This window comes from Rhodoglobus aureus, from assembly GCF_039527955.1.
GTDB classification, from domain to species: Bacteria; Actinomycetota; Actinomycetes; order Actinomycetales; family Microbacteriaceae; genus Rhodoglobus; species Rhodoglobus aureus.
In genome coordinates, this window is the sequence record NZ_BAAAKW010000005.1 from 26,668 (window position 1) to 49,682 (window position 23,015).

The following is a 23,015-nucleotide window of genomic DNA, read 5'->3' on the forward strand; positions in this document are numbered from 1 at the left end:
CTGGCTCTGCGCTGACCACATCAACCGAGCGTTGGCGTCACCTTCGACTTCGCGACCTCCGAAACCCACCGCCCGCTGTCTTTGAGGATGCGCTCCTGAGTGTCGTAGTCGACGCGCACAATGCCGAAACGCTTCGAGTAGCCGAAGCCCCACTCGAAGTTGTCGAGCAGCGACCAGACGAGGTATCCCCGCAAATCGACGCCCCGCTCGATCGCGCGGTGGGCGGCGGTGAAGTGCCGGTTGAGATAGTCGACCCGGTCGGGATCGTGCACCCGCCCATCCGTCACCTCATCATCAAAGGCGGCACCGTTCTCGGTGATCATCAGCGGCAGATCCGAGAAGCGTTCGTGAAGGTCAACGAGCAACTCTTCGAGGCCGTCGGGCGCGATGTTCCACCCCATTGCGGTGTATGGGCCAGGCTGCTCCAAGAACTCGACGTCACGGCTGCCGGGCCACGGTGATCCGCCCATATTTTTGTGGCCGTCATTGTTGCTGCGCACTGTCAAGCCATCCCACATCTGCACGGTGACGGTCGAATAGTAGTTGACACCTAAGAAATCGAGCGGCTGGTGGATGCTCGCCAGATCGCCCTCATGAACGAACGACCAATCTGTCACGTCACTGGTGTCAGCGATGAGGTCATCGTCGTACCGACCCAACAGAATCGGACTCGTGAACGCCCGGTTCGCGAGTGCATCGATACGACGTTTCGCTTCGGCATCTTCGCCCCGAATCACGTGGAAGTTGAGAGTCGCCGACACCTCAGGCGAATTACTGGCGGCGGCACGGATGCGCGGAACCGCCAAGCCGTGCGCCACATTGAGGTGATGCACCGCGGCAAGGGCGTCAGCACCATCCGTGCGACCAGGAGCATGCGCGCCAGAACCGTACCCGAGGTAGGCCGAGCACCACGGCTCGTTGAGGGTCGTCCAGGTGTGAACGCGATCGCCAAGCGCGGTGGCCGCGAGTTCGGCGTAGTCAGCAAACCGCAGCGCCGTGTCGCGCTCTGGCCAGCCGCCCTCATCCTCAAGTTCTTGAGGCAGATCCCAGTGATACAGGGTGGCGATGGGGCGGATGCCGCGGCTCAATAAACCATCGACCAGTCGCGAGTAGAACGACACTCCCTCGGAGTTTATCGCACCGGCGCCACCGGGTTGAACACGTGGCCACGAAATGGAGAAGCGGTAGGCGTCGAGACCCAGCTCGGCCATGAGATCGAGGTCTGATTCGAAGCGGTAGTAGTGATCATCGGCCACGTCGCCGGTGTCACCATTCCAGGTTTTACCCGGGGTGTGGCTGAAGGTGTCCCAGATGGATTCGGTGCGGCCACCATCGCGAGCAGCACCCTCAACTTGATAGGCGGCCGTCGCTGAACCAACCACAAAGTTCGGCGGAAATACCAGCCCGGAGTCTCGATAGTCAGCCATACTCACCAGCGTAATGATGCGGACTGCTATTTTGCCGTCAGCGACGCAATTGACGTCGCAGTGAACTCCGCAGTATGTTGTTTGAGAAAACTTATTGTCGATGTCGCCAAGAACCCTCGGGAGCCCCACATGACCGCACTCGTAGCGGGCGTCGACTCCTCAACCCAATCCTGCAAAGTTGTCATCGTGGATGCCGCGACCGGAGCGCTCGTTCGCACCGGTCGCGCGTCCCACCCCGCAGGCACCGAAGTTGATCCCGAGGCATGGTGGTCGGCCCTCACAGAGGCCATCGCCGAAGCTGGAGGACTCGACGACGTTGCCGCGGTATCGGTCGGAGGACAGCAGCATGGCATGGTCGTGCTGGATGTCACCGGCCGCGTCATCCGCCCCGCCCTGCTCTGGAATGACACCCGCTCTGCCGCCGCAGCCGACGCCCTCATCGCTGAGTTCCCCGATCTTGCCGAGCGCACCGGTTCGACGCCGGTCGCTTCATTCACCTCGACGAAACTGCGCTGGCTGCGTGACAATGAGCCAGAGAATGCTGCCCGCGTTGCCGCGGTGTGTTTGCCGCACGACTGGCTGACGTGGCGACTTCGAGGCTTCGGTCCGGAGAACGCCCAGCTGGCTGAGCTCGCGACCGATCGCTCTGACGCGAGCGGCACCGGCTATTTCAGCTCGGTGAGCAATAGCTACGACCGTGAGATTCTTGCTGCCGCACTCGGGCGGGCTTCAGCCGCGCCTGACGTGGTGTTGCCTCGCATTGTTGCCCCCGGCGAGACCGTCGGCACTCTCGCCGAATCCCCAGTGGTTGTTGCCTGCGGCGCCGGCGACAATGCTGCTGCCGCACTCGGGCTTGGCGCTCGCGCCGGCGACGTCGTTGTCTCAATCGGCACCAGCGGTACCGTTTTCGCTGTCGCCGAAGTGCAGGTGCCAGACCCCACAGGAACTGTCGCCGGGTTTGCGGATGCCAGCGGCAACTTCCTTCCCCTGGTGGCAACACTCAACGCGGCACGCGTGCTCGACAGCACCGCAGCGCTGCTCGGGGTCACGCATGACGAACTCGGCACGCTCGCGCTCGACGCAAAACCGGGCGCAGGCGGTCTCGTACTCCAGCCCTACTTCGAGGGCGAACGAACCCCTAACCTTCCGGATGCCACGGCCACCCTGTTCGGGATGACTCTCGCCTCGACGACCCGCTCGTCACTAGCACGCGCCGCGATCGAGGGCCTACTGTGTGGACTCGCTGACGGCCTCGACGCCCTCCGCAAGCAAGGAGTCTCAGCCACGCGCATCCTGCTGATCGGTGGTGCTGCGCAGAATCCCGCCGTCTCTACGATCGCCTCGCAGGTGTTCAACGTTCCCGTGGTTGTCCCCGAACCCGGCGAGTATGTGGCCCGTGGTGCCGCGACTCAAGCCGCGTGGGTGTTGGCCGGTGTCCGGCCAGAGTGGAGCATCGCTACCGTTGCAGATCCGGCATCCGACCACCGTCCGGTGATTCGGGAGCAGTACGCGCTCTACTCAGCCTGAGTCGCATCAGCCTCGTGCACGACGAGCAGCCCACGCAGTAGCCTCTCGAGTTGGCGCCGGTCAGCAACGCTGAGCGACTCCAGTAGCCGCTCTTCATTGTCGACGTGATCGGCGAGCGCCGCCTCGACCACCTCAGCGCCTCGCGCGGTGAGAGCGACGCGCACGGTGCGGCGATTTTCGGGGTCGACTTCGCGCGAGATCAGCTCCTTGGCGACGAGTCGGTCGAGCCTGTTGGTGATGGCGCCCGAGGTCACCATAGCGCTGCCCGACAGCGCTCCGGCGGTAAGACCGCGCGGTCCGGCCTCCGATCGCAGCAGGGTGGCGAGAATGTCGAACTCCCCCGGTTGTAGCCCGTGCGTGTCGAAGACGTCGCTTTGCGCTCGCTCGAGCAGCCGGGTGAGTCGGGAGAGCCGACCGAGCACGCCCATGGCCGAGACGTCGAGTTCGGGGCGCACGTTTGCCCACTGGGCGAGAATGCGGTCGACGCTGTCTGCCATAACTCTCTCCGATCTCTCAACGTTGAATTGTTTGACGAACCCAGCATAACTGTCTAGATTGTTTAACGTTCAACTATTTAGCATTGAGGAATCATGTTACAGCTTCGCGCCACCCTGCTTACCGCAATCGCCCCCATCGCCTGGGGCACGACTTACATCGTCACGACGCAGCTACTGCCCGACGGGCATCCGCTATTCGCCTCCCTCGTGCGTGCCCTGCCCGCCGGCCTCATCGCCCTCGCGCTCGCCCGCCAGCTGCCAACCGGCGCCTGGTGGTGGAAATCACTCGTGCTCGGCGTGCTCAACATCGGCGCGTTCTTTCCCCTGCTCTTCATCGCCGCCTACCGCCTCCCCGGCGGAGTTGCCGCAACCCTCGGCGCCGCCCAACCCCTCATCGTTGCCGTACTCGTCGTCACTATCCTGCGCCAAAGCGCACCGTGGCGACTCGTGATCTGGGGCGTAGTCGGAGCACTCGGCGTAGCCCTAGTTGTGCTGCGAGCGACTGCCCAACTCGACACCCTCGGCCTGATTGCCGGGCTCGCGGGCACAGCATCCATGGCCGTCGGCGTGACCCTGTCGAAGCACTGGGGCAAGCCGCCCGAGGTGTCAGCGCTCGGATACGCGGGGTGGCTTCTCACCGCAGGCGGGATTGTCCTGCTGCCCATCACTGTGTTCGCCGAAGGCTTTCCCTCAAGTTTGGATGCGCCAGCTGTCGCCGGCTACGCGTGGCTCGGCATTGTCGGCGGACTCGTGGCCTACACCCTCTGGTTCAGGGGCATCCGCATCGTCCCATTGACATCGGTCGCAGTGCTTGGACTGCTCTCACCGCTGACGGCCGCTGCGCTCGGCACGATCATTCTTGGGGAGCGCTTCAACACCCTGCAGTTGATCGGATTCGCTCTCGCTTTGACCGCAATTGTCGGAGCCCAAATTCCGTCACGGAGCGCAACGTACTCGAGAAAACGTACCCCGGTGTACCCCGCTGAAATGGTCTAGAAATCGCCCGAACTACCGGGAAACTTGCCACGTTTTGAGGGGACAGACAGAACGTTCTATCCAGTGTTTATAAGGGCGATTTCCACCGACACCCAAACGGGGGTCTACTACCCCGCATCGGGGGCTTGCATGCTTCAGTAAGAAAGAAGCATAAGAACAACTTCTGGGGGGAGGTATCAGATGTCAGAACATGTAATCCTGTTTGCAGGACCCATGGGTGCAGGAAAGACCACTGCCATCCGTGCCCTCAGCGAGATCGAAGTCGTCAGCACTGAGGCCACAAACAGCGACCGCGCTTCTGCCGACAAGGCAACCACCACCGTCGCTCTCGACTACGGCGAAATCAGCGTCAACGCGGCAGAGAAAGTTCGCCTCTACGGCATCCCCGGTCAGCGACGCTTCGACTTCATGTGGAGCATTCTCGCCGAACGCGCCGAAGGCCTAGTGCTGCTCGTCAACGCGGACGCCCAGAACCCTGTCGAGACTGCGATCGAGTTCGTCAAAGAGTTCTTCGCGCTCTATGAGCGTGGCGGAATTGTCATCGGCCTCACTCGCGCTGACCTTGTGCCCCAGACACTGATCGAGGAGTACGCCAACGCCCTCGCAGACGAAATGCCTGACGTTCTAATCCCCGTATTCACGGTGGATGCCCGCTCAAACGCTGACATGAACGTGCTGCTAATGACGCTGGTCGCGAATGTCGAGCTCAGACAGGCCGTCACAGCCAACCCGCGCCTCACATCAGGGAGGGCACGATGACTATCGCGACCCACCTCGACCCCACCTACATATCGCGCGGTGAACTTGCCCTCAGCGGTCTCAAAGATCTTGCCCCATCGCTGGGCTACGCCACCATCCTCACCGAAGACGGTTTCAGCGTAGTCAGCGTGGAAGGCAACGAACTCGACAGCAATCGATTCGCGAGCATGGCCAGTTCGACTCAGGCCCTCGCCGATGCTGTCGCAAGGGAATTGCAACTCGGAGACAACGAGTTTGTGATCGTCGCGGCCGAGCAGGGCCACGTCGTGCAGGTACGAGTAGACGGCCACCCGCTGGTACTCGCAGCCCTCTTCACCGACAAACAAACCATCGGCAAGTCACTTGCTGCTGCTCGGCGAACCGCACGAAGGCTCACCGTTTTTCTCACGGTCGAATAGGACCCCACCGTTCAACCCGAACAACCAGCACAACCCGAACAACCCGAACAACCCGAACAACCCGAAGCAGAACTAGGAAATACGAACAGCGAACGATCACCCGTCTAACCCACAGATCGCCAGCTGAATCGAGGATTTTACCCGCAAGCATGACCGCGGTGCACCCTCGGCACCGCACAGCAATTCACGCAGGAGGCGTGAAGATGACTACATACACAACTCAGATCCCCGCCGGCTGGTACCCCGACCCGCTTGGACTCCCCCAGCTGCGCTGGTGGGACAACCACACGTGGACCGACCAGATTTCTGGAGCGCGTGCACCACTCGTGCACCAAATCGTTGACTTTGCCGACCCCATCCTGCTTGAGGACGACGCCACCACACACGCCGCTGCCGAACCCGAGTCGGCGACGACGGGTGGCGCCGTTCCTCCTGAAACAACCTTCACGAGCACGCTGCGCCAGCTCGAAGCGCCGCTGCCCGAAGAAGCTGTTGACTCGACCACCGCTGGCGACCCAACGGTCGGCTTCCGCGACTCTGTCGAGGACGAGGGTGACCTCACTGTTGTCGCCTCGGAATGGGCGCAGGTTGCTGAGGCAATCAAGATCGCGTCAAGCAACAAGCAGCCGACCGTGTTGGCGATCACCTCATCCAGCTTTCCGATGCTCGTCATTGATGTGTTCGAGCGTTCGTACTGGTGGAAGGCGGAAATCACGGGCTTCCCCGCCACCCCGGTGAGCATCAACATCCGCAGCCACGTCCGCGAACACGTGATCATGCCTACCGGCGCCGGTTTCGATTTGAGCGCCCTGCTGTGGATGGTCGGCCTCAACGGCTACGCCCACTCTCCTGCCCCCTGGCTCACCGACGGCGCACGCTACCGCCTGCGCCGCTGGCCCAACATCACGAGCCTGCCGCATGACGCCGATCAGCTGCGCATGACGTCAATCCTGAGCCACGCACCGCTGTCGGCGAAGGAACTCTCGGCGATCGCAGGAACCGAACCGAGTTCGGCACACGCACTCGTTGCAGCACTCAGCCTCATGAATATTCTGCGGGTACTTCCGGGCGCCAGCGATGACGAGATCGGCGCCCCAGCTCCGGCGCCGGCACCTCGCGGGTTCTTCGCTCGCCTACGCGGTCGTCACAGCAAGTAGTACGTTCAGCCGAGCAGGTGGGATTCTTACCCGGCTCGCCCGCTCGGCTGAATAGTTCTCGACTTCGGATGCCGCGCGCCTAGAGTTGATCCATGGCCCAGCTCTCACCACCCGCTTCTCACCGCGCCCGCTGGGCAACAGCCGCCTATCTGGGTGCGGCAGTCCTCGGCGTGAATCAGTTCCTTTGGGGCACGTATCCTGCGCCCGATGGTCAGCGATCGCCGTTTAGTTCACTAATGGCTACTGCAACTACCGCCTTCGGAATTCTGTCGCTCATCCTGCTGACCTTTGCTGTCATGGTGACCGTAGGCGCTATCGTCGCGCACACGCGAGCTTCTCGACGCCTCTCGGCGCTGCCGCACGAGATGCCCGAGCCAGAACCTTCCCTTATGACAGCGTCGACTCCTGAACCGCCCAGCAAGCGGTCTCGGCTACTTGTGAGCGCCGCCACTTTCCTCACCACCGTTGGCGTAGTTGCTATCGGGATTCTGCACATCTACGCGTGGAACCCGCAGAGCAAGATGCCAAATCTCTCGCTCGACGAAATCTATGCCGCAATGACGGCCGCCCATGAGCTCCCCCAAGACTTTTTCAGCTGGGTGTGGGCGATCTTCTGGCCGCTTGTCGCTCTTGCCTTCGGTGCGCTCACAGTGTCGCCCGTGTTTGCGCAGATCATCAGGATGCGCGGGATGCTCGTCAGCGGCCTCGCGATCGTGAGCCTCACCGCTGGTTTCCATTGGATCGCCGGTTTCTCGATGGGGATGGGCCTCGCGGACACCTTCTCCGTCGGCGGAGGCGACTCTGCCAGCTCCGGCCCCCTGCTCGGGATGTTCGGTCAGGTGTGCGCTGTTGTCGCGTTGTTCCTCGCAATTGTCCCGCGACGCACAAACGCGGGCCGCCTGCCTGAGCAGACGACCCGCGTCGTAACGAACTAGCTAGCTTTTCGCTGAGTTGCTTTAGCTGTGAACCGCTGCGAGTGTGCGGCGGTCTTCGAGCAACTGAGGCCAGAGCTTGCGACGGTCGCGCACCACAAAGCCGCGCGCGATGAAGCGGTCCTTGCCGTCGAAACGAGGCGTGTACATCGAGCGGCCGTGCATGGCGCGCAAGTTGTCAAGCATGAGCAGGTCACCCGGCTGCAACACGTGGGCGTCGCGGTTCTCGATGTACGTCTCGACGACGCGACCGAGCAGGCGCTGAGCTTCAGCGGTGATGCCGTGCATGAGGTCCTGGTCGACAAGAATGTATGGGTCGTCTTCTGGACCGGTGAGGATCGGGAACGGGCCACGCACGGCATCCGGGCTAGGAATGTACGGCTGGAACGATTCGTCGATCGTGGTTGCCCACAGTGGCTGGCGCAGCTTGGCGACATCTTCTGCTGACATGTGCTGCACAAGCTTGCGCCCCGAGAACGCATAAGTCTTAGCGTTCTCATCGCCGCGGAGTGCACCGAGGATGACATAGTCAGGCTTGAAGTCAGAGAAGCACTGCTCGGTGTGAGCTTCAAGTTCAACCTTCGAGCCCTGCGACTGCTGGGTGACAGCAAGCTTCGGGTTCGGAACCATGTCCTGGATGAGGTGGCCGTTGCCTTCAGCCTCGTAAGCAACCATGCTTCCGAGAAGGTGGGCAAGCATTGCCATCTCTTTAGCGAAAACGGTGCGAGCACCGAGTCCGCTCTTGTTGTCTAGCGGGGTGTCTGACAGGTCTTCATCGACATACAGACCACGCACAACCATGATGCCGGCCTCAGAGCCGACTTCAGCAAAATTCAGAACAGCTGCACGGACCTCTTCAGGCAAACTGAACGCTGCAGCAAGAGCCTGGCGACCGAAGTCATCAGGGCTCTCATTAGGGTGAGCGGTAATACGCTCTGCAGCGGTACGGATCGCTTCGGCGTTGGCCGAATCGAGAGTGAACAGGCTCGATTGGAGCTCGTGAACGGTAATGTCGCTCTCCTTGCTTCGTGCGGCGCGCAAGCAGTGGCTTGATTGGCTCTTGGCAGGCGCGATCGCGGACTTCGTCTCCATAGGGAAGACATATCTCAAATTACACCCTCAGACCACCAAAAGACGAGGATGGCGGGGCCAAACAGGGCTGCCCACAGCAAAGATCAAGCAATCTCAAAGGCGAAACCAGAGTGGCCAGAGACGCGATAAGATTATCCGGCCAGCGGGAGTGGTGAAATTGGTATACACGCAGGATTTAGGTTCCTGTGCTTTCGAGCGTGCGGGTTCAAGTCCCGCCTTCCGCACAATGTCATGTCTCGAGACATGGTTCACATTTCGCTCTCCTTCGGGAGGGCGTTTTGTGTTTTCTGGGGTTGGTAGTCGATCTCGGGGTCGAGGGTTAGTTCGCGGAGTAGTTCACCGGTTCGGGTGTTGATTATTCGGATGTCTCGGTTGTGGATGAGGAGTCTGATTCGTTCCCCTTTGTGGGCGCGGCCGATTCCGATGTGGTGGAGTCTTGAGTTGTAGCGCAGCGTGACGACTCCGGATTCATCGATGCGGTCATCTCGGATGCGCCAGTGGCCGTCGGTGCCAGCGGGCGTTGCTTTTCCGCGCGCGGTGTAGGCCTCGACGGGGGTTGTGCGGTCCAAGGAACGGTGCGGCCTGACGGTGTTGTAGTAGTCGGTGAACGTGTTGAGTTGCTGCTGCAGCTCTTCGATCGTGTCGGCTCGGGGCTGTTTGGTGAGCCAGTTTTTGAGGGTTTGCTGGAAGCGTTCGACTTTGCCTTGGGTTTGAGGGTGGTTCGGGCGGCCATTCTTTTGATCGATTCCGAGGAGGTTGAGTTCGTTCTCGAAGGTGTTCCTGCCCTGGCGAACGCGGGTCGTGAATACGAGGCCGTTGTCGGTGAGGGTGGATACTGGGGGCCCGTATTGGGCGACTGTGGTTCGGAATTCGGCCAGAACGTGGGTGACGGTTACGACCCGGTAGGCGGTTACCGAGAGTGCAAGTCGGGAGTGGTCATCAAGGAACGTGAGGATCTCCATGCCCGTGCCGTTAGCGAGTTTCCAGTGGGTGAAGTCTGATTGCCAGGTTTCGTTGGGGAGTTCTGCTTCGAACCGGAGGTAGGAAGAGCGGGGCCGTTTCTTGGGTTGCGCGGTGATGAGTCCGTGGCGTTTGAGAGTTTTCCAGACGGTGGAGACTGCTGGTGTTGTTCCGTGGTGTCGGTGGAGGTGCGTGGCGATGGTGTGGGGCTCGGCGTCGTGACCGGCCGCGGTGAGTTCGTGTCGAAGCTGGAGGATCTCGGCTTCCAGCGAGGCACTGATGCGACTGGGCGAGGTTTTGGGGCGTCTAGATTGTGGTTCGATCGCGTCCCATCCGCCGGTGAGGTAGCGGGTTACGAGGGTGTGGACCCAGCGGTAGGTCACACCGTAGTCGCGGGCCACAGCAGCTTTCGTGCGGCCTTCGATAACGACTGAGGTCACGATGATTCGATTTTTCGACACATCTCAACACTGTGAATGATGTCTGGAGACATATGTGAACTATGTCTAGAAACCAGGCACCGCCTTCCGCACAACAAGAGGGTCCGGGGGGGGTCCCCACAGCGGGAACCCCGCAACTCGCGATACTCTTCTCTAGTTCATTGCTAACGTCGCCGACTTCGCGCACCTAGCCGACGATTCTGGAGACCCCCTTGATAGGCACCGCTCTTATTCCGTGGCTCGATCCCCAAAACCTTATTGAAGGTTTCGGAACTTTTGCCCTGCTCGGCGTCGTCTTCATCGTGTTTGCGGAGACTGGCCTACTCGCCGGTTTCTTCTTGCCGGGCGACACCTTGCTCGTCATCACGGGAATTCTGACCTTTACTCCAGGCGGCATTGAATTTGACATCTGGTGGGTGTGTCTCGCGATCAGTATTGCCGCATTTCTCGGCGGCGAGGTCGGCTACCTAATCGGGCACAAAGTGGGCCCAAGAATCTTTGAACGCAAAGAGACAGGTCTTTTTAGCGTCGAGAATGTTAAACGTACCAACGCGTTCTTCACTCGGTTCGGCGGCCTCGCCGTGATCCTGGCGCGCTTCGTTCCCGTCGTGCGCACATTTGCCCCAGTCGCCGCCGGAGTCGGCCACATGGACTACCGCAAGTACTCGTTCTACAACGCGATCGGCGCACTGCTCTGGGGCTCAGGCCTCACCTTCGGCGGTTATCTCTTGGGTTACATTCCGTGGCTCAGCGACTTCATCGTCAAATACATCGACCTGATTCTTCTCGCCGCCGTCACGGTCTCAGTACTTCCCACTGTCTACCACCTCATCCGCTCGTCCTACAAAGCAAGGAAGGCGCGCGAAGGGGGCCGGGCAGAGGCGATCAGCGATGCCGAAGCAGAACAGCTTTCGCTGCACCCCAAAGACTTCGATCAGAACCTCGACGACTAGCCCGACAGGCGTCTAGAGCAGGCAGCTGGAGCAGGCGTCGACAGCAGGCATCTGGAGCAGGCATCGACAGCGGTCGCTTCTGCGCTCAGGGTGCGAGCGGGTGCGAGCGGGTGCTAGCGGGTGCGAGCGGGTGCGAGCGGGTGCGAGCGGGTGCGAGCGGGTGCGAGCGGGTGCGAGCGGGTGCGAGCGGGTGCGAGCGGGTGCGAGCGGGTGCGAGCGGGTGCGAGCGGGTGCGAGCGGGTGCGAGCGGGTGCGAGCGGGTGCGAGCGGGTGCGAGCGGGTGCGAGCGGGTGCTAGCGAGTTCTACTGCGCCAAACGCTTGCGGAGAGCTGCCACAGACTGCTGAGCGCTGCGACGAACTTCAATATCTTCGTCTTTAACGAGCGCTGACATCGCTTCAATGTCATCAGCGGTTCCGACAGTGCCCAAGGCGCGAGCGGCACCCGCGCGAACGCGGGGAGTTTCGTCCTCGAGGAGCACTACAAGCTGCTCGCGAGCGTCGAGTCGGCGAGTAGCAACAACACGCGTTGCCATCTCTCGCACACGCCACGCCTGGTTACTGAGGGCGGCGCGTACGGCATCCGCAGCGCTGTTATCCCACGCGTGCAGCAGTGCGCGAGTTCCCCACAGTTCAGGCCAGTACAGCACAGGGGCACCGTCGAGGATGCCCTGAGCGTGCTCGCCACCGACAATCAGGAGAAACTCTTTGCCCTCGTTGTTGCCTTGGATCAGCGATACGGCGCGCTCGACAATAACGGCTTCGCCATGTCGTTCGCTAGCTGCCGCGATGCGGGCTGCGATGGGGAGGTCAAGATCTACTGCGTGGGGATCATCATGTTCAGACACGCCTCAACCCTACGTTGTTGCGCTGCGAGTGCCGACCGACATGCGTTCGCTAGCCATTGCCCAGCAGTTGAGCACGCACAATTGGCATAATCGCGGTGAATGCCTGAGCTCGATGGCTGAGCACATCTTTCTCTTCAGCCGTCAGCTCTGCCGACGTACCCTGCTGCCCATCCGGGCAGAAAATGGGGTCATAGCCGAAACCCGCGGCACCGCTGCGGTGCGCCGCGATCGTGCCAGGCCACAGTGCAAGCTCAACGAACTCTCGCGACTCAGCGCTGCCAGCGACATCCGACGCACCCGCAGCAACACCCGCCGGCACCACGAGAGCCGCCGCACACGCAAATTGCGCGGCACGGTCATCCACCCCCTCAAGGTTCTTCAGCAGCAGTTCGAGGTTGTCACTGTCATTGCGCGTGCCCGCATACCGAGCCGAATGGATGCCGGGGGCACCACCCAGCGCATCAACACAAACACCGGAGTCGTCGGCGAGCGCCGGCAACCCCGTGTGGGCGGATGCCGCTCGCGCCTTGATCAGCGCGTTTGCCGCGAAGGTCTCGCCATCCTCAACCGGCTCAGGGCCGTCGTAGGCGACGAGCTCGAGTCCATCGAGGGCTGGGCCGAGGATGCGGCGAAGCTCAAGAACTTTGTGGGCGTTGTGGGTGGCAAGTACGACCTGCATTAGTGTGAACCGACCCCTGCGGTGGTGGATCCAGCGGTGCCGTCAGCGAGCGACGCAACCTGCATTGCGGTGAGGTCGACTGCTCCCCCAAGGGCGAGGTCGAGCAGGGAGTCGAGTTCGCGGCGGTCAAAGGGTGCGCCTTCGGCGGTGCCCTGAACTTCAACGAAGAGTCCGCGGCCGGTGACGACAACGTTCATGTCGGTCTCGGCACGTACGTCTTCGACGTAGGCCAGGTCGAGCATGGGCTCACCATCGATGATTCCGACGCTGACTGCGGCGAGCGAATCGAAGAGTGCCTTCGAGTTTTTGCCGATGAACTTCTTTTCGCGACCCCATTCGATGGCGTCGGCGAGCGCGACATACGCACCGGTGATGGCTGCTGTGCGGGTCCCGCCATCAGCCTGGAGAACGTCACAGTCGATCACGATGGTGTTCTCGCCGAGAGCTTTCATGTCGACAACAGCGCGCAGGCTGCGACCGATAAGTCGCGAAATCTCGTGGGTGCGGCCACCCACTTTGCCCTTGACCGCTTCACGGTCCATCCGGCTGTTTGTGCTGCGCGGCAGCATCGAATACTCGGCGGTGACCCAGCCTTTGCCTTTGCCTGCCATCCAGCGTGGAACGCCATTCGTGAACGATGCCGTGCACAGTACCTTGGTCTTGCCAAAGGAGATCAGGGCTGACCCTTCCGCCTGGTCGCTCCAGCCGCGCTCGATCGTGACTTTGCGCAGTTCGTTGTTTTCGCGACCATCGTGACGTGTCATGTCTCTTCTCTCTATCGGGTAATTCTGGCTAGTGGTGAATCGGACTTGCAATAAATCAGGCTGGGGAAAGTCTGGCTAGTTGGGCAGCGTCGGCAAGCTAATGACGCCAGTATCAAAGGTTTCGACGCGCACAATGTTTGGCCCCATGAAGCGGGATGCCAAACGGGTGAAGCCTTCTTTGTCTGGCCCGGTGGCTTCAAAGATGTGCTTAGCCGGTTCGGTCGATTCGCGCAAAAGCTTGTGTGCCACGAGCGTGCTGTACACGTCGTAGGCGGTCTCCTCAGCACTCGACACGAGCGTCACGTCACGACCCATCACATACTGAATCGCGGCGGAAATGTGCGGGTAGTGGGTGCAGCCCAGCACAAGGGTGTCGATCTCGGCAGCCTTTAGCGGTGCCAAATACTCTTCAGCGACCGCAAGAACTTCAGGCCCGGTCGTGATGCCGGCCTCTACAAACTCGACGAATCGTGGGCACGCCTGCGTAAACAATTCGATGTCGGATGCCGCAGCAAAGGCATCCTCGTAGGCACGCGACTTGATCGTGCCCTCGGTGCCGATCACTCCGACGCGACTATTGCGGGTCTGACGCACTGCCGCCCTCGTAGCTGGCTGGATAACTTCGACTACCTCGATGCCGTACGCCTCGGTATAGCGTTCCCGAGCATCCCGCAACATCGCGGCAGAAGCAGTGTTGCACGCAATGACGAGCAGCTTGACGCCATCGTCGACGAGACGATCCATCACTTCGAGGGCGTAGCGCCGAACATCCGCAATTGGTTTAGGTCCGTAGGGCGAGTGCAGAGTGTCGCCGACATAAACGATCGACTCATGCGGTAATTGGTCGATGATGGCCCGGGCTACGGTGAGGCCGCCAACTCCGGAGTCGAAAACGCCAATGGGTGCATCAGTCACGTCCTCAATCGTAGCGGTCGATGCGCGCGATGATCCTGACAGCCTTCAGAGTCTGTCGCGTACGCTGATCAGGTGAGTACCGCTCTGCTAACTGACCAATACGAGCTCACCATGCTCGATGCCGCAATCGGCAGTGGCCGCCATGAACGCCCCTGTGTGTTCGAGGCGTTTGCCCGCCGCCTTCCTGACAGCCGCCGCTATGGCGTTGTCGCTGGCACCGGGCGCCTGCTCGAGTTGATCGAGCAGTTCCGTTTCGGCGACGAAGAACTGTCGTTCTTGCAGCAGAACAAGATTGTTCACTCCAACACCATCGACTGGCTTGCCAACTATCGCTTTACCGGAAACATCACCGGCTACCGCGAAGGCGATGCGTATTTCCCTGGCTCCCCCGTGCTAATTGTCGAAGGATCATTTGCTGAGGCCGTGCTGCTCGAGACTCTTGCCTTGAGTGTGCTCAACTATGACTCGGCAGTCGCCTCCGCTGCTGCGCGCATGGTGTCTGCAGCCGATGCTCGACCCATCGCAGAGATGGGATCACGCCGCACCGGAGAACGTTCTGCCGTGGCATCCGCCCGCGCCGCGTATATCGCCGGGTTCAGTGCCACTAGCAACCTTGAGGCTGGCCGCAGTTGGGGCGTACCCACGATGGGCACCGCAGCCCACTCGTTCACTCTGCTGCACGACTCAGAAGCAGAAGCGTTTCAGGCGCAGGTTGATGCCTTCGGGCCGTCGACAACGCTGCTCGTTGACACCTACGACGTAGAGAAAGCTGTCGATCTTGCGGTGAAGGTTGCCGGCACCAAACTCGGCGCGGTGCGAATCGACTCGGGCGACCTCGCCGTGCAAGTCGCCTCCGTGCGAGCACAACTGGATTCGCTGGGTGCCACCAACACGCGTATAACCGTCACCAACGACCTCGATGAGCACGCGATTGCCGCTCTGCGGGCTGCCCCTGTCGACTCGTACGGCGTCGGCACCTCTGTCGTAACCGGATCCGGTCATCCCGCTGCGGGAATGGTGTACAAACTCGTTGCTCACCACAACGACGCCGGCGAGTGGGTGTCAGTCGCGAAAAAATCCACGGCCAAAGCCAGCATCGGCGGGCATAAGGCTGCGATGCGAACTCTCGAAGGCGGCCTTGCCACGTCAGAGTTGATCTATCAGGCATCCGACGGTCGTCCCGATGCTGAGGGGCGCGATCTGATCGTCGAGCTCATGACGAATGGATCGGCGGATGCCCGCTGGCTGGGTCACGACGGAACTCTCGCCGCACGCAACCACCGCGAGCAGGCTCTCGCAGAGCTGCCGCTGAACGCTTTCCGGTTGTCTCGTGGCGAACCTGTCGTGCCGACCATCTATCGCTAACCGTGTGGGTTAGCGGTTGAATAATCTCACTGTGAGGCGTGTTCTTGGCGGCGGTGCAACTGCGAGAGCGGCCCTAGTTCGCATACTGAATAGCTTCATCAAGTTGCAGTAGCCGGCGATCAGGTCCCACTCGCTCCCGAAGCATCTCATCGAACGCAACCCATAAACGCGACTGTACTACTCGAAGGGGTTGAGCAGCCGGTGCAGAAACTGGCGAGTGCGTTCGTGGCGGGGATGTCTCAGCAGTTGTTGGGGATCGCCACGCTCGACGATGTTGCCGCCATCGACGAAAGCGATCTCGTGCGCGACTTCGCGGGCGAATTCGAGTTCGTGGGTGACGATCACCATTGTCCAGCCCTCATCGGCCAGCTCTTTGATCAGGCGCAAAACGTCGCCGACAAGCTCCGGATCGAGAGCGGAGGTAGGCTCGTCGAACAACAGCAGTTGCGGCCGCAGCGCCAGCGCCCGCACGATGCCAACGCGCTGCTGCTGGCCACCGGAGAGCTCGAACGGGTAGCTGTCACGCTTGGCGGTCAGGCCGACTCGGTCCAATAGGGCGAGCGCCTCGGTCGTCACCTCGGCGACCGGGCGGCGCTGCACAACGACCGGTCCCTCGATAACGTTCTGAAGCACGGTCTTGTGCGGAAACAGGTTGTAGTGCTGAAACACCATCGCCGACCGGTCACGCAGGGCCGCAAGCTGCTTGGGCGTGGTCTTGGCGGCGAAGTCGATGCTCACCGTCTCGGCCGAATTGGCACCCCGACCCTCAGCCGTCCCGGCGCCAGCGCGGTCGGCATCAACGGTCGCAAGGACCTCGATCGTGCCGCCGTCGGGCAGCTCCAGCCCGTTGAGGCAACGCAAAATAGTGGTTTTGCCCGAGCCGGAGGGGCCGATCAGGGCAAGCACTTGGCCACGGTGCACGGTCAGATCGACCGACTCCAGCACCAGATTGTTGCCGAATCTCTTCTGCAGTCCACGAACGCGCAGGAGGACAGCCGATGCCGCGTCATCCGCTCGGTAAAACGGCTCGGCCGGAAGATCAGCGGGCGACATAGCGGTCCAATCGCTTCTCGAGAAAACTCTGCCCGGTGGAAAGCACCAGACAGATGACCCAGTAGATCAATGCTGCTTCGAGGTAGAGCAGCATGAACTCCTGACTGAACGCTGCCACCTGCTGTGCCTCACGGAACAGTTCGGTGACCAGAATCAGGGAGGCCAGCGAGGTGTCCTTGACTAGGCTGATGAACGTGTTCGACAGGGGTGGCACCGAAACCCGGGCCGCTTGCGGCAGGATGATGCGGGTGAGGGCTCGGCGGTGCGACATTCCGATCATATAGGCGGCTTCCCACTGGCCCTTGGGTACCGAAAGAATCGCGGCGCGGATCACCTCGGCGGCATATCCGCCGACGTTGATCGAGAAGGCAACGACGGCGCTCGGCCATGGGCTGATCGTCACTCCGATCGACGGCAGCCCATAGAAGATCACGAACAGTTGCACGAGCAGCGGGGTGCCGCGCACGATCGAGATATAGCCGCGGGCGATACCGGCGAGCCAGCGCTTCGTCGACAACCGCATAAGAGCGAGTATCAGGGCGAGCACCAGACCGATTGCAAACGACGCCAAGGCAAGCGGAATCGTGCCCCGTACCGCGCCGTCGAGCAGCGGCCAGAACGAGCTGAAGAACAACCCCCAATTAGGCTGAATCATCGAATCGTCGGCTTACTGGCTGACGTCGGCGCCGAAGTACTTGTCGGACAGCTCGGCGAGCGTTCCATCGGCGGTGAGGGTCGCGAGCGCCTCGCTCACCGCATCGGCCAGCGCGGTGCCGCCCTTTGCGAAGGCGAACGCACTCTCCGAGCGGTCCTCGGTCTCGGCAGCAATCTTCAGGTTGTCAGCGCCGTTGGACTTCTGGTAATCGAGAAAGGTCAGCTTGTCGTTGACCGTGGCATCCACTCGCCCCTGCTCGACCAAGGCTACCGACTGGGCCCAGCCCTCGACGGCTTCGACAGTCGCGCCGCTCTCAGTGGCCAGGGTATACCAGTTGCTGGTCAGCGACTGAGCCGTGGTCAAACCCTTCAGGCTCGCAAAGGACGTGATCGACGTGTTGTCGGCGGGAACGACGATGACGCCGGTGGAGTAGGTGTACGGGGTGGAGAAATCGTAAGCGGCCTGGCGTTCCGGGGTAATCGAGACCTGGTTGGCGATGGTGTCCCAGCGGCCGGCAGTGAGGCCGGCGAAAATGGCGTCCCACTGGGTCTCTTCAAACACGGCGTCGACGCCGAGCTCAGCGGCAACTGCGCGTGCCACCTCGACGTCGTAGCCGGTGAGGTTGCCGGAGCCTTCTGCGTGGAACGAGAACGGCCGATAGGTGCCCTCGGTGCCGATCACGAGGGTGCCGGAGTCGAGCACGCTGCTCAGTGAGTCGTCGGTGCCGGAGGCCACATCGCTGTCTGGGGTCGAGCCGGAGCACCCGGCGAGGGTGAGCGCAACGACGGACAATACGGCAGCCGGGAAAAATCTTAGCTTCATGAAAGAAACACCTAACGAACTCGGTGGGGTGAGCGCGGGCTACGCGGGTACTGCCCCGAATGTACGGAGGCCACGAGTAGCGGCGTCCCCAGTCTAACAAGGCGCTACCAGCCCGGAGTATTCCCCCGGTTTCTCAACGGAAGCGCGACACCTCTAGTCGACCGAGCTCGAAACGCACCTGATTCGCCCCGACCGCCCTGGAGAAAAACGGCGGAGGCAGAAGCCGCGAACGAGGCGCTAGCGCTTCATCTTTTCGTAAACTTCTTTGCACGTCGGGCAGACAGGGAACTTCTCCGGGTCACGCCCTGGCGTCCAGAGTTTTCCGCACAGAGCACGTATTGGCTTGCCCGAGAGCGCCGATTCCATGATTTTGTTCTTGGGCGCGTAGTGCGAGAAGCGTTCGTGGTCGCCCTCTTCAACTTGCTCCTGATTGAGCAGTTCTTCAAGTTCGCGGTCGAGCGTGTCGGTTCCGCCGCCAGTGTGATCGGTGTCAGCCATGCGTCAATTCTACGTCGTGGTTTTTGATTTAGTTCTGGGATGACTGCGCGAGCAGTTCTGGGCCGCGGCGCACCATAATTCGACCGCCCCAAGACACTCCGATTAACAACACAATCAGCCCGAGGAGAACACCTACGAGGAACGCAGCCCAGTGCGGTTCGAGTTCAACGAAGGGGTTGAAGAACACGACGGCCAACACTGGCGCACCAAAAAGAAGAGTGAGCGCAAAGGTGATGGACTGAACTGTTGCAGCGTTGGAGACGAGCGCCTGCGGTTGAATGAATGCGCCATGTCCAGGCAGCGGCGCCGCGTACGGGAACGCTGCAGAGCTGACGCTAGACACTCCCAGCCCGGCAAAGAGAAGGCACAGGCTGAGTCCGATCAGCCCGGGCAGCGCTACGGAGTTGCCCACGATGACGACGGTGATAATGCTGCCGACAACGGCGAGCGGGATTCCGACGAGCAGCCCAGGAACGATTCGACCCCAACGATCGTCGGCACCATGCGTGTGGGCGGAGACGTGGGTCCAGAGGGCCGTGTTGTCGTGCGCGACATCATTGTGGGCGCTCCAGCCGAGGAACAGACACATGACGGGTACCGGGATCCACGCGATGACATCGGCACCGATTCCGCCGACGAGCAGCGCTGCAACCATTCCGATTGGGATGATCGGGATCGCGGCCAGCGCAACAAAATAGCGGGCGTCGCGAGCCCAGTAGCTGAGGCTGCGCGCAGCAATCGCCCCGAGCGGTGTTGACGGCATGAGCCGAAACCAGCCCAGCCCTGAGCGATACGTTTCGACGGCACTTCGTTCGGGGCGCGAGAGCACGTAGCCGAGCATGAAGTACCAGCCCGCGGCGAGCACGACGAGGAATCCGAAAGCGATCGCGAGTTTAGCGGCGGCGTCATTCGCATCCCCGGAAGCGCTGGCAGCTGGTGCGCTAAAAGCGACTCCCAGCGGCGACCATTCGAGCACGGACGCAATGCGCCGAAGCACAGGCAACACCTGCGATTGATAGTCCGAGAGTGCCAAGAGCACTGCCACGGGAAGCGATGCAACGACCAGGGCGATGGCGACGAAGCCGAAGCTCTCGCGAAGTCGACGGGTGCTCAAGTAGCGTGCCGCGATAAGGCTGGCCAGTCGCGAACCAATAACTGCGGTGGCGATCACGATGAGGCCGGAAAGCACAGCGACGAGGGCGGATGCAACAGCTCCTGACCAGACAACGATCTGCGCAACTGCCAGGCCAGCCAGCATCAGCGCGGGAATGCTGATGGCGCCGGCAAGGAGCAAGAGCAGTGCTAGGCGGAGCCTACTGACGGGAAGGTACGAGAATCGGCGTGGGTCTAGTGCGTCATCCGCGTTCCAGCCGAGGGGCATGATGAGAAAGCCGGCGAGCACGATTGAGCCAAAGACGACGAGCGTGCTGCCCGCGACTTCTGGGGTCGTTTCGCGAAGGTTTGCGACGGCGCTGACCGCGATGACGAACAGAACGGCGCTGTAGAGCAGCACCAACGCCACGCTTGCTGCAACGAGTGGCCCTCGACGGAACGTGTTCGCGAGGAGGGTCAGTTTCAGTCGGAGAAACTGCTCAACCACTCGAGCCCTCCCCCGCTGGAGTTCTTGCCGGTCAGCTGCACGAAACGATCTTCGAGCGACATTCCATTTCGAACTTCATCAATTGTTCCGTCAGCCAGCAGCGTGCCTTCGACAATTACGGCGACGTGACTGCAGACGCGCTGCACGATTTCCATGCGGTGGCTGGAGAGCAGCACAGTTCCGCCCGCGTTCACATACTGTTTGAGGATGCGGGTCACTGTTGTTGCTGAAACGGGGTCGACAGATTCGAACGGCTCGTCGAGTACCAGCAGTCGCGGCGAGTGAATCATTGCGGCCGCGAGCGCCACCTTCTTGAGCATGCCGGAGGAGTAGTCGCTCACGAGGCGACCCATCACATCGTCGAGTCCGAAGGCAGTCGCCAAATCTGCCGAGCGTTTGCGCACTTCGGCGGCCTTGAGACCGCGAAGCACTCCCGAGTAGTAGAGCAACTGCGAACCCGTGAGCCGGTCGAAGATACGCAGGCGGTCGGGGAGCACCCCAATAGATCGTTTGGCAATCTCGGGGGAATCCCACACGTCGATGCCATTGACACTGGCGGTTCCGGAATCGGGGCGCAACAGGCCCGTAATCATCGAAAGCGTTGTCGTCTTTCCGGCACCGTTCGGGCCGACGATGCCGTAGAAGACACCCGCCCGCACGTTCAGGTGAATGTCGTTGACCGCAACTGTGTCGCCAAAGCCCTTCGAAAGCCCACGAACTTTCAAAACAATATCGGTGGATGTCGCCTCAAGTTGGTGCGAAAGCGTCGGCCGCACGGCAACGACTGCGTTGCCCGCGAGCTCAGGCTCTTGGTCGGATTGTGGCTCGGGCTCCTGCTCGAGCGCCGGCTCTGCTGCGGGGTCAGCTCTGGGCTCTGGCTCCGCTTCTCGCTTCGGCCTAGCTTTGGGCTTTCGTTGTGGCACCGTGACCGGAGTGGACTCAGTAACGGCATCCATCTCAGGCGTTGCGACCGCTGCGGGCTCGGTTGCTGGCACCGGTTCGGCCAGGGCGTCAGCCGCTACGTCGTTGTTGTCTGCGGAACTCGGTGCTGGCGCAGGCGCAACTTCACCCTCAGCGTCGCGTACTGCCACAACGTCTGCCGCCTGCGGGTCAGGCGCAATCTCGGCGGCGGGAGCGGCGGCGGGAACAGTGAACTGAGCCGCAAGCGCGCGCAAGCGAGCGAGGCCCGCAAGTACGGCATCCGGCTTTTCTGCGGGCTTGGGAGGCTCAGCTTCGAACGACTCTGCTGGCGCTGCGATCGGCATAGCAGCCGCTGCTGGCTCAGCAACCGCGGCGGGCTTGGGCGCGCTCGGTGTAGGCACGGTCGACTTGGGCGCAGTCGACTTGGGCGCAGTCGACTTGGGCGCCGTCGCCCGCGGAGTCGTCGACCGAGGTGCTGCTGCTCGACGCGGCGTCGTTGGTTTCACGCCATCCACAGCCGTTGGGGCAGCCGTTGGCGTGGCCGCCGATGCTGCCGCAGCTTCCGGGGCCGCATCCGTTGGTGCCGCAGCCTTGAGGGCCGCAGCCTGAGTTGCCGCACTCTTCACCGCAGGAGTCTTTGGTACGACGGGCTTCCGGGCAGGGGACTTGCGAGTGGCAGAGGATGTTGGCGTGGCGGTGCTCGATTTTGCTTGAGATCCTCGGGGCGCAACGGGCTTCCGGGGGCTCGTTGCGGGCTTCGTTGCCGGCGTTTCCACAGTCTTCTTGCCCTCGTCGGGTGTTTGGGCGTTTTCCACTGTCCAAACCTACCAATCAGATGCTGGGCGCATCAGCGAGTATCACAAATAGACAACAACCCCGCAAAATCTATGGAGTTCTCGGCGGGCACAGCTAGCCTGACTATCGCACAAAGGTGTGTCGATTTTACCAATCTCGGGTGAATAGTAGGTTAACCACGACGCCTCATCCCCAGATCCCAGAACTACTGAGGAGACCACCATGACTACACAAGTCGTTATTTTAGCTGCTGGCATGGGCAGCCGTTTGGGCCGTTCGCTTCCGAAGCCGCTCACTGAGCTCAGCGATGGCCGCACCATCATGAAGCAGCAGTTCGACAACATCCACCACGCATTTGGCAACAACGTCAAGGTGACCATCGTTGTCGGCTACAAGCTTGAGCACATCATCGAGGCCTTCCCCGAAGCATCGTTCGTTTACAACGAGCAGTACGACCAGACCAACACCTCCAAGAGCCTCATGCGTGCACTGCAGGCATCCACTCCGGGTGGAGTGCTCTGGATGAACGGCGACGTCGTTTTCGACCCGACCGCACTCGAGCGCGCAGCAGTCATGGTTGCTCGCGACCAGTCATTTGTCAGCGTCAATACCGCCAAGGTTTCTGATGAAGAGGTCAAGTACACGACCGACGCAGAGGGTTTCATCAAGGAACTCTCCAAGACCGTCAAGGGTGGCCTGGGCGAAGCCGTTGGCATCAACTACATTTCACGGGACGCTAAGGCAACGTTGCTGCGCCACCTCAAGAAGGTTGGCGACCAGGACTACTTCGAGCGTGGCATTGAACTCGCTATTGAAGATGATCGCCTGCTCATCGAGCCCATCGACATTTCTGACCTCTATGCCATTGAGGTCGACTTTGCTGAAGACCTCGAGCGCGCAAACCTCTTCGTCTAAGCAGGCTTTGTCGCGGCTTTAGCGCCCACAGACACGAAACGTCGGTAAC

At 61.4% G+C, this 23,015-nt stretch carries 23 protein-coding genes and 1 tRNA gene; 10 read left to right on the forward strand and 14 right to left on the reverse strand.

Annotation, left to right across the window (positions count from 1 at the left end; all coding sequences use genetic code 11):
• Positions 1-20: 20 nt before the first annotated feature.
• Positions 21-1,427: a GH1 family beta-glucosidase gene (locus ABD112_RS00940; RefSeq protein ID WP_343922350.1), complete on the reverse strand. Its 1,407-nt coding sequence runs from the start codon at positions 1,425-1,427 to the stop codon at positions 21-23.
• Positions 1,428-1,556: 129 nt separating this feature from the next.
• Between ABD112_RS00940 and xylB the strand changes: the two genes are divergently transcribed.
• Positions 1,557-2,954, forward strand: a complete 1,398-nt coding sequence (gene xylB, locus ABD112_RS00945) for a xylulokinase (RefSeq protein WP_343922352.1) — start codon at positions 1,557-1,559, stop codon at positions 2,952-2,954.
• Here the strand turns inward: xylB and ABD112_RS00950 are convergent.
• On the reverse strand, positions 2,942-3,451 hold the full coding sequence (locus ABD112_RS00950) for a MarR family winged helix-turn-helix transcriptional regulator (RefSeq protein ID WP_343922354.1): 510 nt from the start codon (positions 3,449-3,451) through the stop codon (positions 2,942-2,944). The genes xylB and ABD112_RS00950 overlap by 13 nt on opposite strands.
• Before the next feature lie 93 nt (positions 3,452-3,544).
• Here ABD112_RS00950 and ABD112_RS00955 point away from each other — a divergent pair, with 93 nt between their 5' ends.
• The 5 genes from ABD112_RS00955 to ABD112_RS00975 all read left to right on the forward strand — a co-directional run bounded on the left by ABD112_RS00955 (position 3,545) and on the right by ABD112_RS00975 (position 7,696).
• The gene (locus ABD112_RS00955; protein WP_343922356.1) at positions 3,545-4,447 is read left to right on the forward strand and encodes an EamA family transporter; all 903 of its coding nucleotides are present in this window, start codon (positions 3,545-3,547) and stop codon (positions 4,445-4,447) included.
• A 180-nt stretch (positions 4,448-4,627) separates the two neighbouring features.
• The gene (locus tag ABD112_RS00960) at positions 4,628-5,206 is read left to right on the forward strand and encodes a GTP-binding protein (protein ID WP_343922358.1); all 579 of its coding nucleotides are present in this window, start codon (positions 4,628-4,630) and stop codon (positions 5,204-5,206) included.
• A complete protein-coding gene (locus ABD112_RS00965) occupies positions 5,203-5,604 on the forward strand; it encodes a roadblock/LC7 domain-containing protein (RefSeq protein ID WP_343922360.1) in 402 nt (133 codons plus the stop codon). The genes ABD112_RS00960 and ABD112_RS00965 overlap by 4 nt, the downstream gene beginning before the upstream one ends.
• Before the next feature lie 203 nt (positions 5,605-5,807).
• The gene (locus ABD112_RS00970) at positions 5,808-6,761 is read left to right on the forward strand and encodes a DUF2510 domain-containing protein (protein WP_343922362.1); all 954 of its coding nucleotides are present in this window, start codon (positions 5,808-5,810) and stop codon (positions 6,759-6,761) included.
• Between the two features lie 92 nt (positions 6,762-6,853).
• Positions 6,854-7,696 carry a hypothetical protein gene (locus ABD112_RS00975; protein ID WP_343922363.1) on the forward strand — a complete coding sequence of 281 codons (843 nt, stop codon included), beginning with the start codon at positions 6,854-6,856 and terminating at the stop codon, positions 7,694-7,696.
• 21 nt (positions 7,697-7,717) lie between these two features.
• Here the strand turns inward: ABD112_RS00975 and ABD112_RS00980 are convergent, their stop codons facing one another.
• Complete coding sequence (locus ABD112_RS00980; RefSeq protein ID WP_343922365.1) at positions 7,718-8,785, reverse strand: TauD/TfdA family dioxygenase; 1,068 nt, start codon at positions 8,783-8,785, stop codon at positions 7,718-7,720.
• 142 nt (positions 8,786-8,927) lie between these two features.
• Here ABD112_RS00980 and ABD112_RS00985 point away from each other — a divergent pair.
• Positions 8,928-9,009: transfer RNA gene (locus ABD112_RS00985), tRNA-Leu, on the forward strand.
• 24 nt (positions 9,010-9,033) lie between these two features.
• Here the strand turns inward: ABD112_RS00985 and ABD112_RS00990 are convergent.
• A complete protein-coding gene (locus tag ABD112_RS00990; protein WP_343922366.1) occupies positions 9,034-10,206 on the reverse strand; it encodes an IS481 family transposase in 1,173 nt (390 codons plus the stop codon).
• 191 nt (positions 10,207-10,397) lie between these two features.
• Here ABD112_RS00990 and ABD112_RS00995 point away from each other — a divergent pair, with 191 nt between their 5' ends.
• Positions 10,398-11,138 (forward strand): DedA family protein, encoded by a 741-nt coding sequence (locus ABD112_RS00995; RefSeq protein ID WP_343922367.1) that lies wholly within the window; start codon positions 10,398-10,400, stop codon positions 11,136-11,138.
• 303 nt (positions 11,139-11,441) lie between these two features.
• On the opposite strand, the gene ABD112_RS01000 is transcribed toward ABD112_RS00995, so the two are convergent.
• From ABD112_RS01000 to murI, 4 genes are all read right to left on the reverse strand, one after another.
• Positions 11,442-11,984, reverse strand: coding sequence for a HEAT repeat domain-containing protein (locus ABD112_RS01000; RefSeq protein WP_343922368.1), 543 nt, complete (start codon positions 11,982-11,984; stop codon positions 11,442-11,444).
• Positions 11,985-12,033: 49 nt separating this feature from the next.
• On the reverse strand, positions 12,034-12,663 hold the full coding sequence (gene rdgB, locus ABD112_RS01005) for an RdgB/HAM1 family non-canonical purine NTP pyrophosphatase (RefSeq protein WP_343922370.1): 630 nt from the start codon (positions 12,661-12,663) through the stop codon (positions 12,034-12,036).
• Positions 12,663-13,427: a ribonuclease PH gene (rph, locus tag ABD112_RS01010; protein WP_343922372.1), complete on the reverse strand. Its 765-nt coding sequence runs from the start codon at positions 13,425-13,427 to the stop codon at positions 12,663-12,665. The genes rdgB and rph overlap by 1 nt, the downstream gene beginning before the upstream one ends.
• A 75-nt stretch (positions 13,428-13,502) precedes the next feature.
• Entirely contained in the window at positions 13,503-14,342 is an 840-nt protein-coding gene (murI, locus tag ABD112_RS01015; protein WP_343922374.1) for a glutamate racemase, read from the reverse strand.
• 111 nt (positions 14,343-14,453) lie between these two features.
• Here murI and ABD112_RS01020 point away from each other — a divergent pair, with 111 nt between their 5' ends.
• A complete protein-coding gene (locus tag ABD112_RS01020) occupies positions 14,454-15,707 on the forward strand; it encodes a nicotinate phosphoribosyltransferase (protein WP_425563784.1) in 1,254 nt (417 codons plus the stop codon).
• 177 nt (positions 15,708-15,884) lie between these two features.
• On the opposite strand, the gene ABD112_RS01025 is transcribed toward ABD112_RS01020, so the two are convergent.
• From ABD112_RS01025 to ABD112_RS01050, 6 genes are all read right to left on the reverse strand, one after another.
• Positions 15,885-16,760: an amino acid ABC transporter ATP-binding protein gene (locus ABD112_RS01025; RefSeq protein WP_343922376.1), complete on the reverse strand. Its 876-nt coding sequence runs from the start codon at positions 16,758-16,760 to the stop codon at positions 15,885-15,887.
• The gene (locus tag ABD112_RS01030; RefSeq protein ID WP_343922378.1) at positions 16,747-17,415 is read right to left on the reverse strand and encodes an amino acid ABC transporter permease; all 669 of its coding nucleotides are present in this window, start codon (positions 17,413-17,415) and stop codon (positions 16,747-16,749) included. Before ABD112_RS01030 ends, ABD112_RS01025 begins: the two co-directional genes overlap by 14 nt.
• Before the next feature lie 12 nt (positions 17,416-17,427).
• The gene (locus tag ABD112_RS01035) at positions 17,428-18,237 is read right to left on the reverse strand and encodes an amino acid ABC transporter substrate-binding protein (protein ID WP_343922380.1); all 810 of its coding nucleotides are present in this window, start codon (positions 18,235-18,237) and stop codon (positions 17,428-17,430) included.
• A gap of 237 nt (positions 18,238-18,474) precedes the next feature.
• A complete protein-coding gene (locus ABD112_RS01040) occupies positions 18,475-18,735 on the reverse strand; it encodes a DUF3039 domain-containing protein (RefSeq protein WP_343922382.1) in 261 nt (86 codons plus the stop codon).
• Between the two features lie 28 nt (positions 18,736-18,763).
• Positions 18,764-20,335, reverse strand: coding sequence for a hypothetical protein (locus ABD112_RS01045; protein ID WP_343922384.1), 1,572 nt, complete (start codon positions 20,333-20,335; stop codon positions 18,764-18,766).
• Complete coding sequence (locus ABD112_RS01050) at positions 20,311-21,882, reverse strand: ATP-binding cassette domain-containing protein (protein WP_343922386.1); 1,572 nt, start codon at positions 21,880-21,882, stop codon at positions 20,311-20,313. The genes ABD112_RS01045 and ABD112_RS01050 overlap by 25 nt, the downstream gene beginning before the upstream one ends.
• Positions 21,883-22,273: 391 nt before the next feature.
• Here ABD112_RS01050 and ABD112_RS01055 point away from each other — a divergent pair, with 391 nt between their 5' ends.
• The gene (locus ABD112_RS01055; RefSeq protein ID WP_343922388.1) at positions 22,274-22,966 is read left to right on the forward strand and encodes a phosphocholine cytidylyltransferase family protein; all 693 of its coding nucleotides are present in this window, start codon (positions 22,274-22,276) and stop codon (positions 22,964-22,966) included.
• The last annotated feature ends 49 nt before the right edge of the window (positions 22,967-23,015 follow it).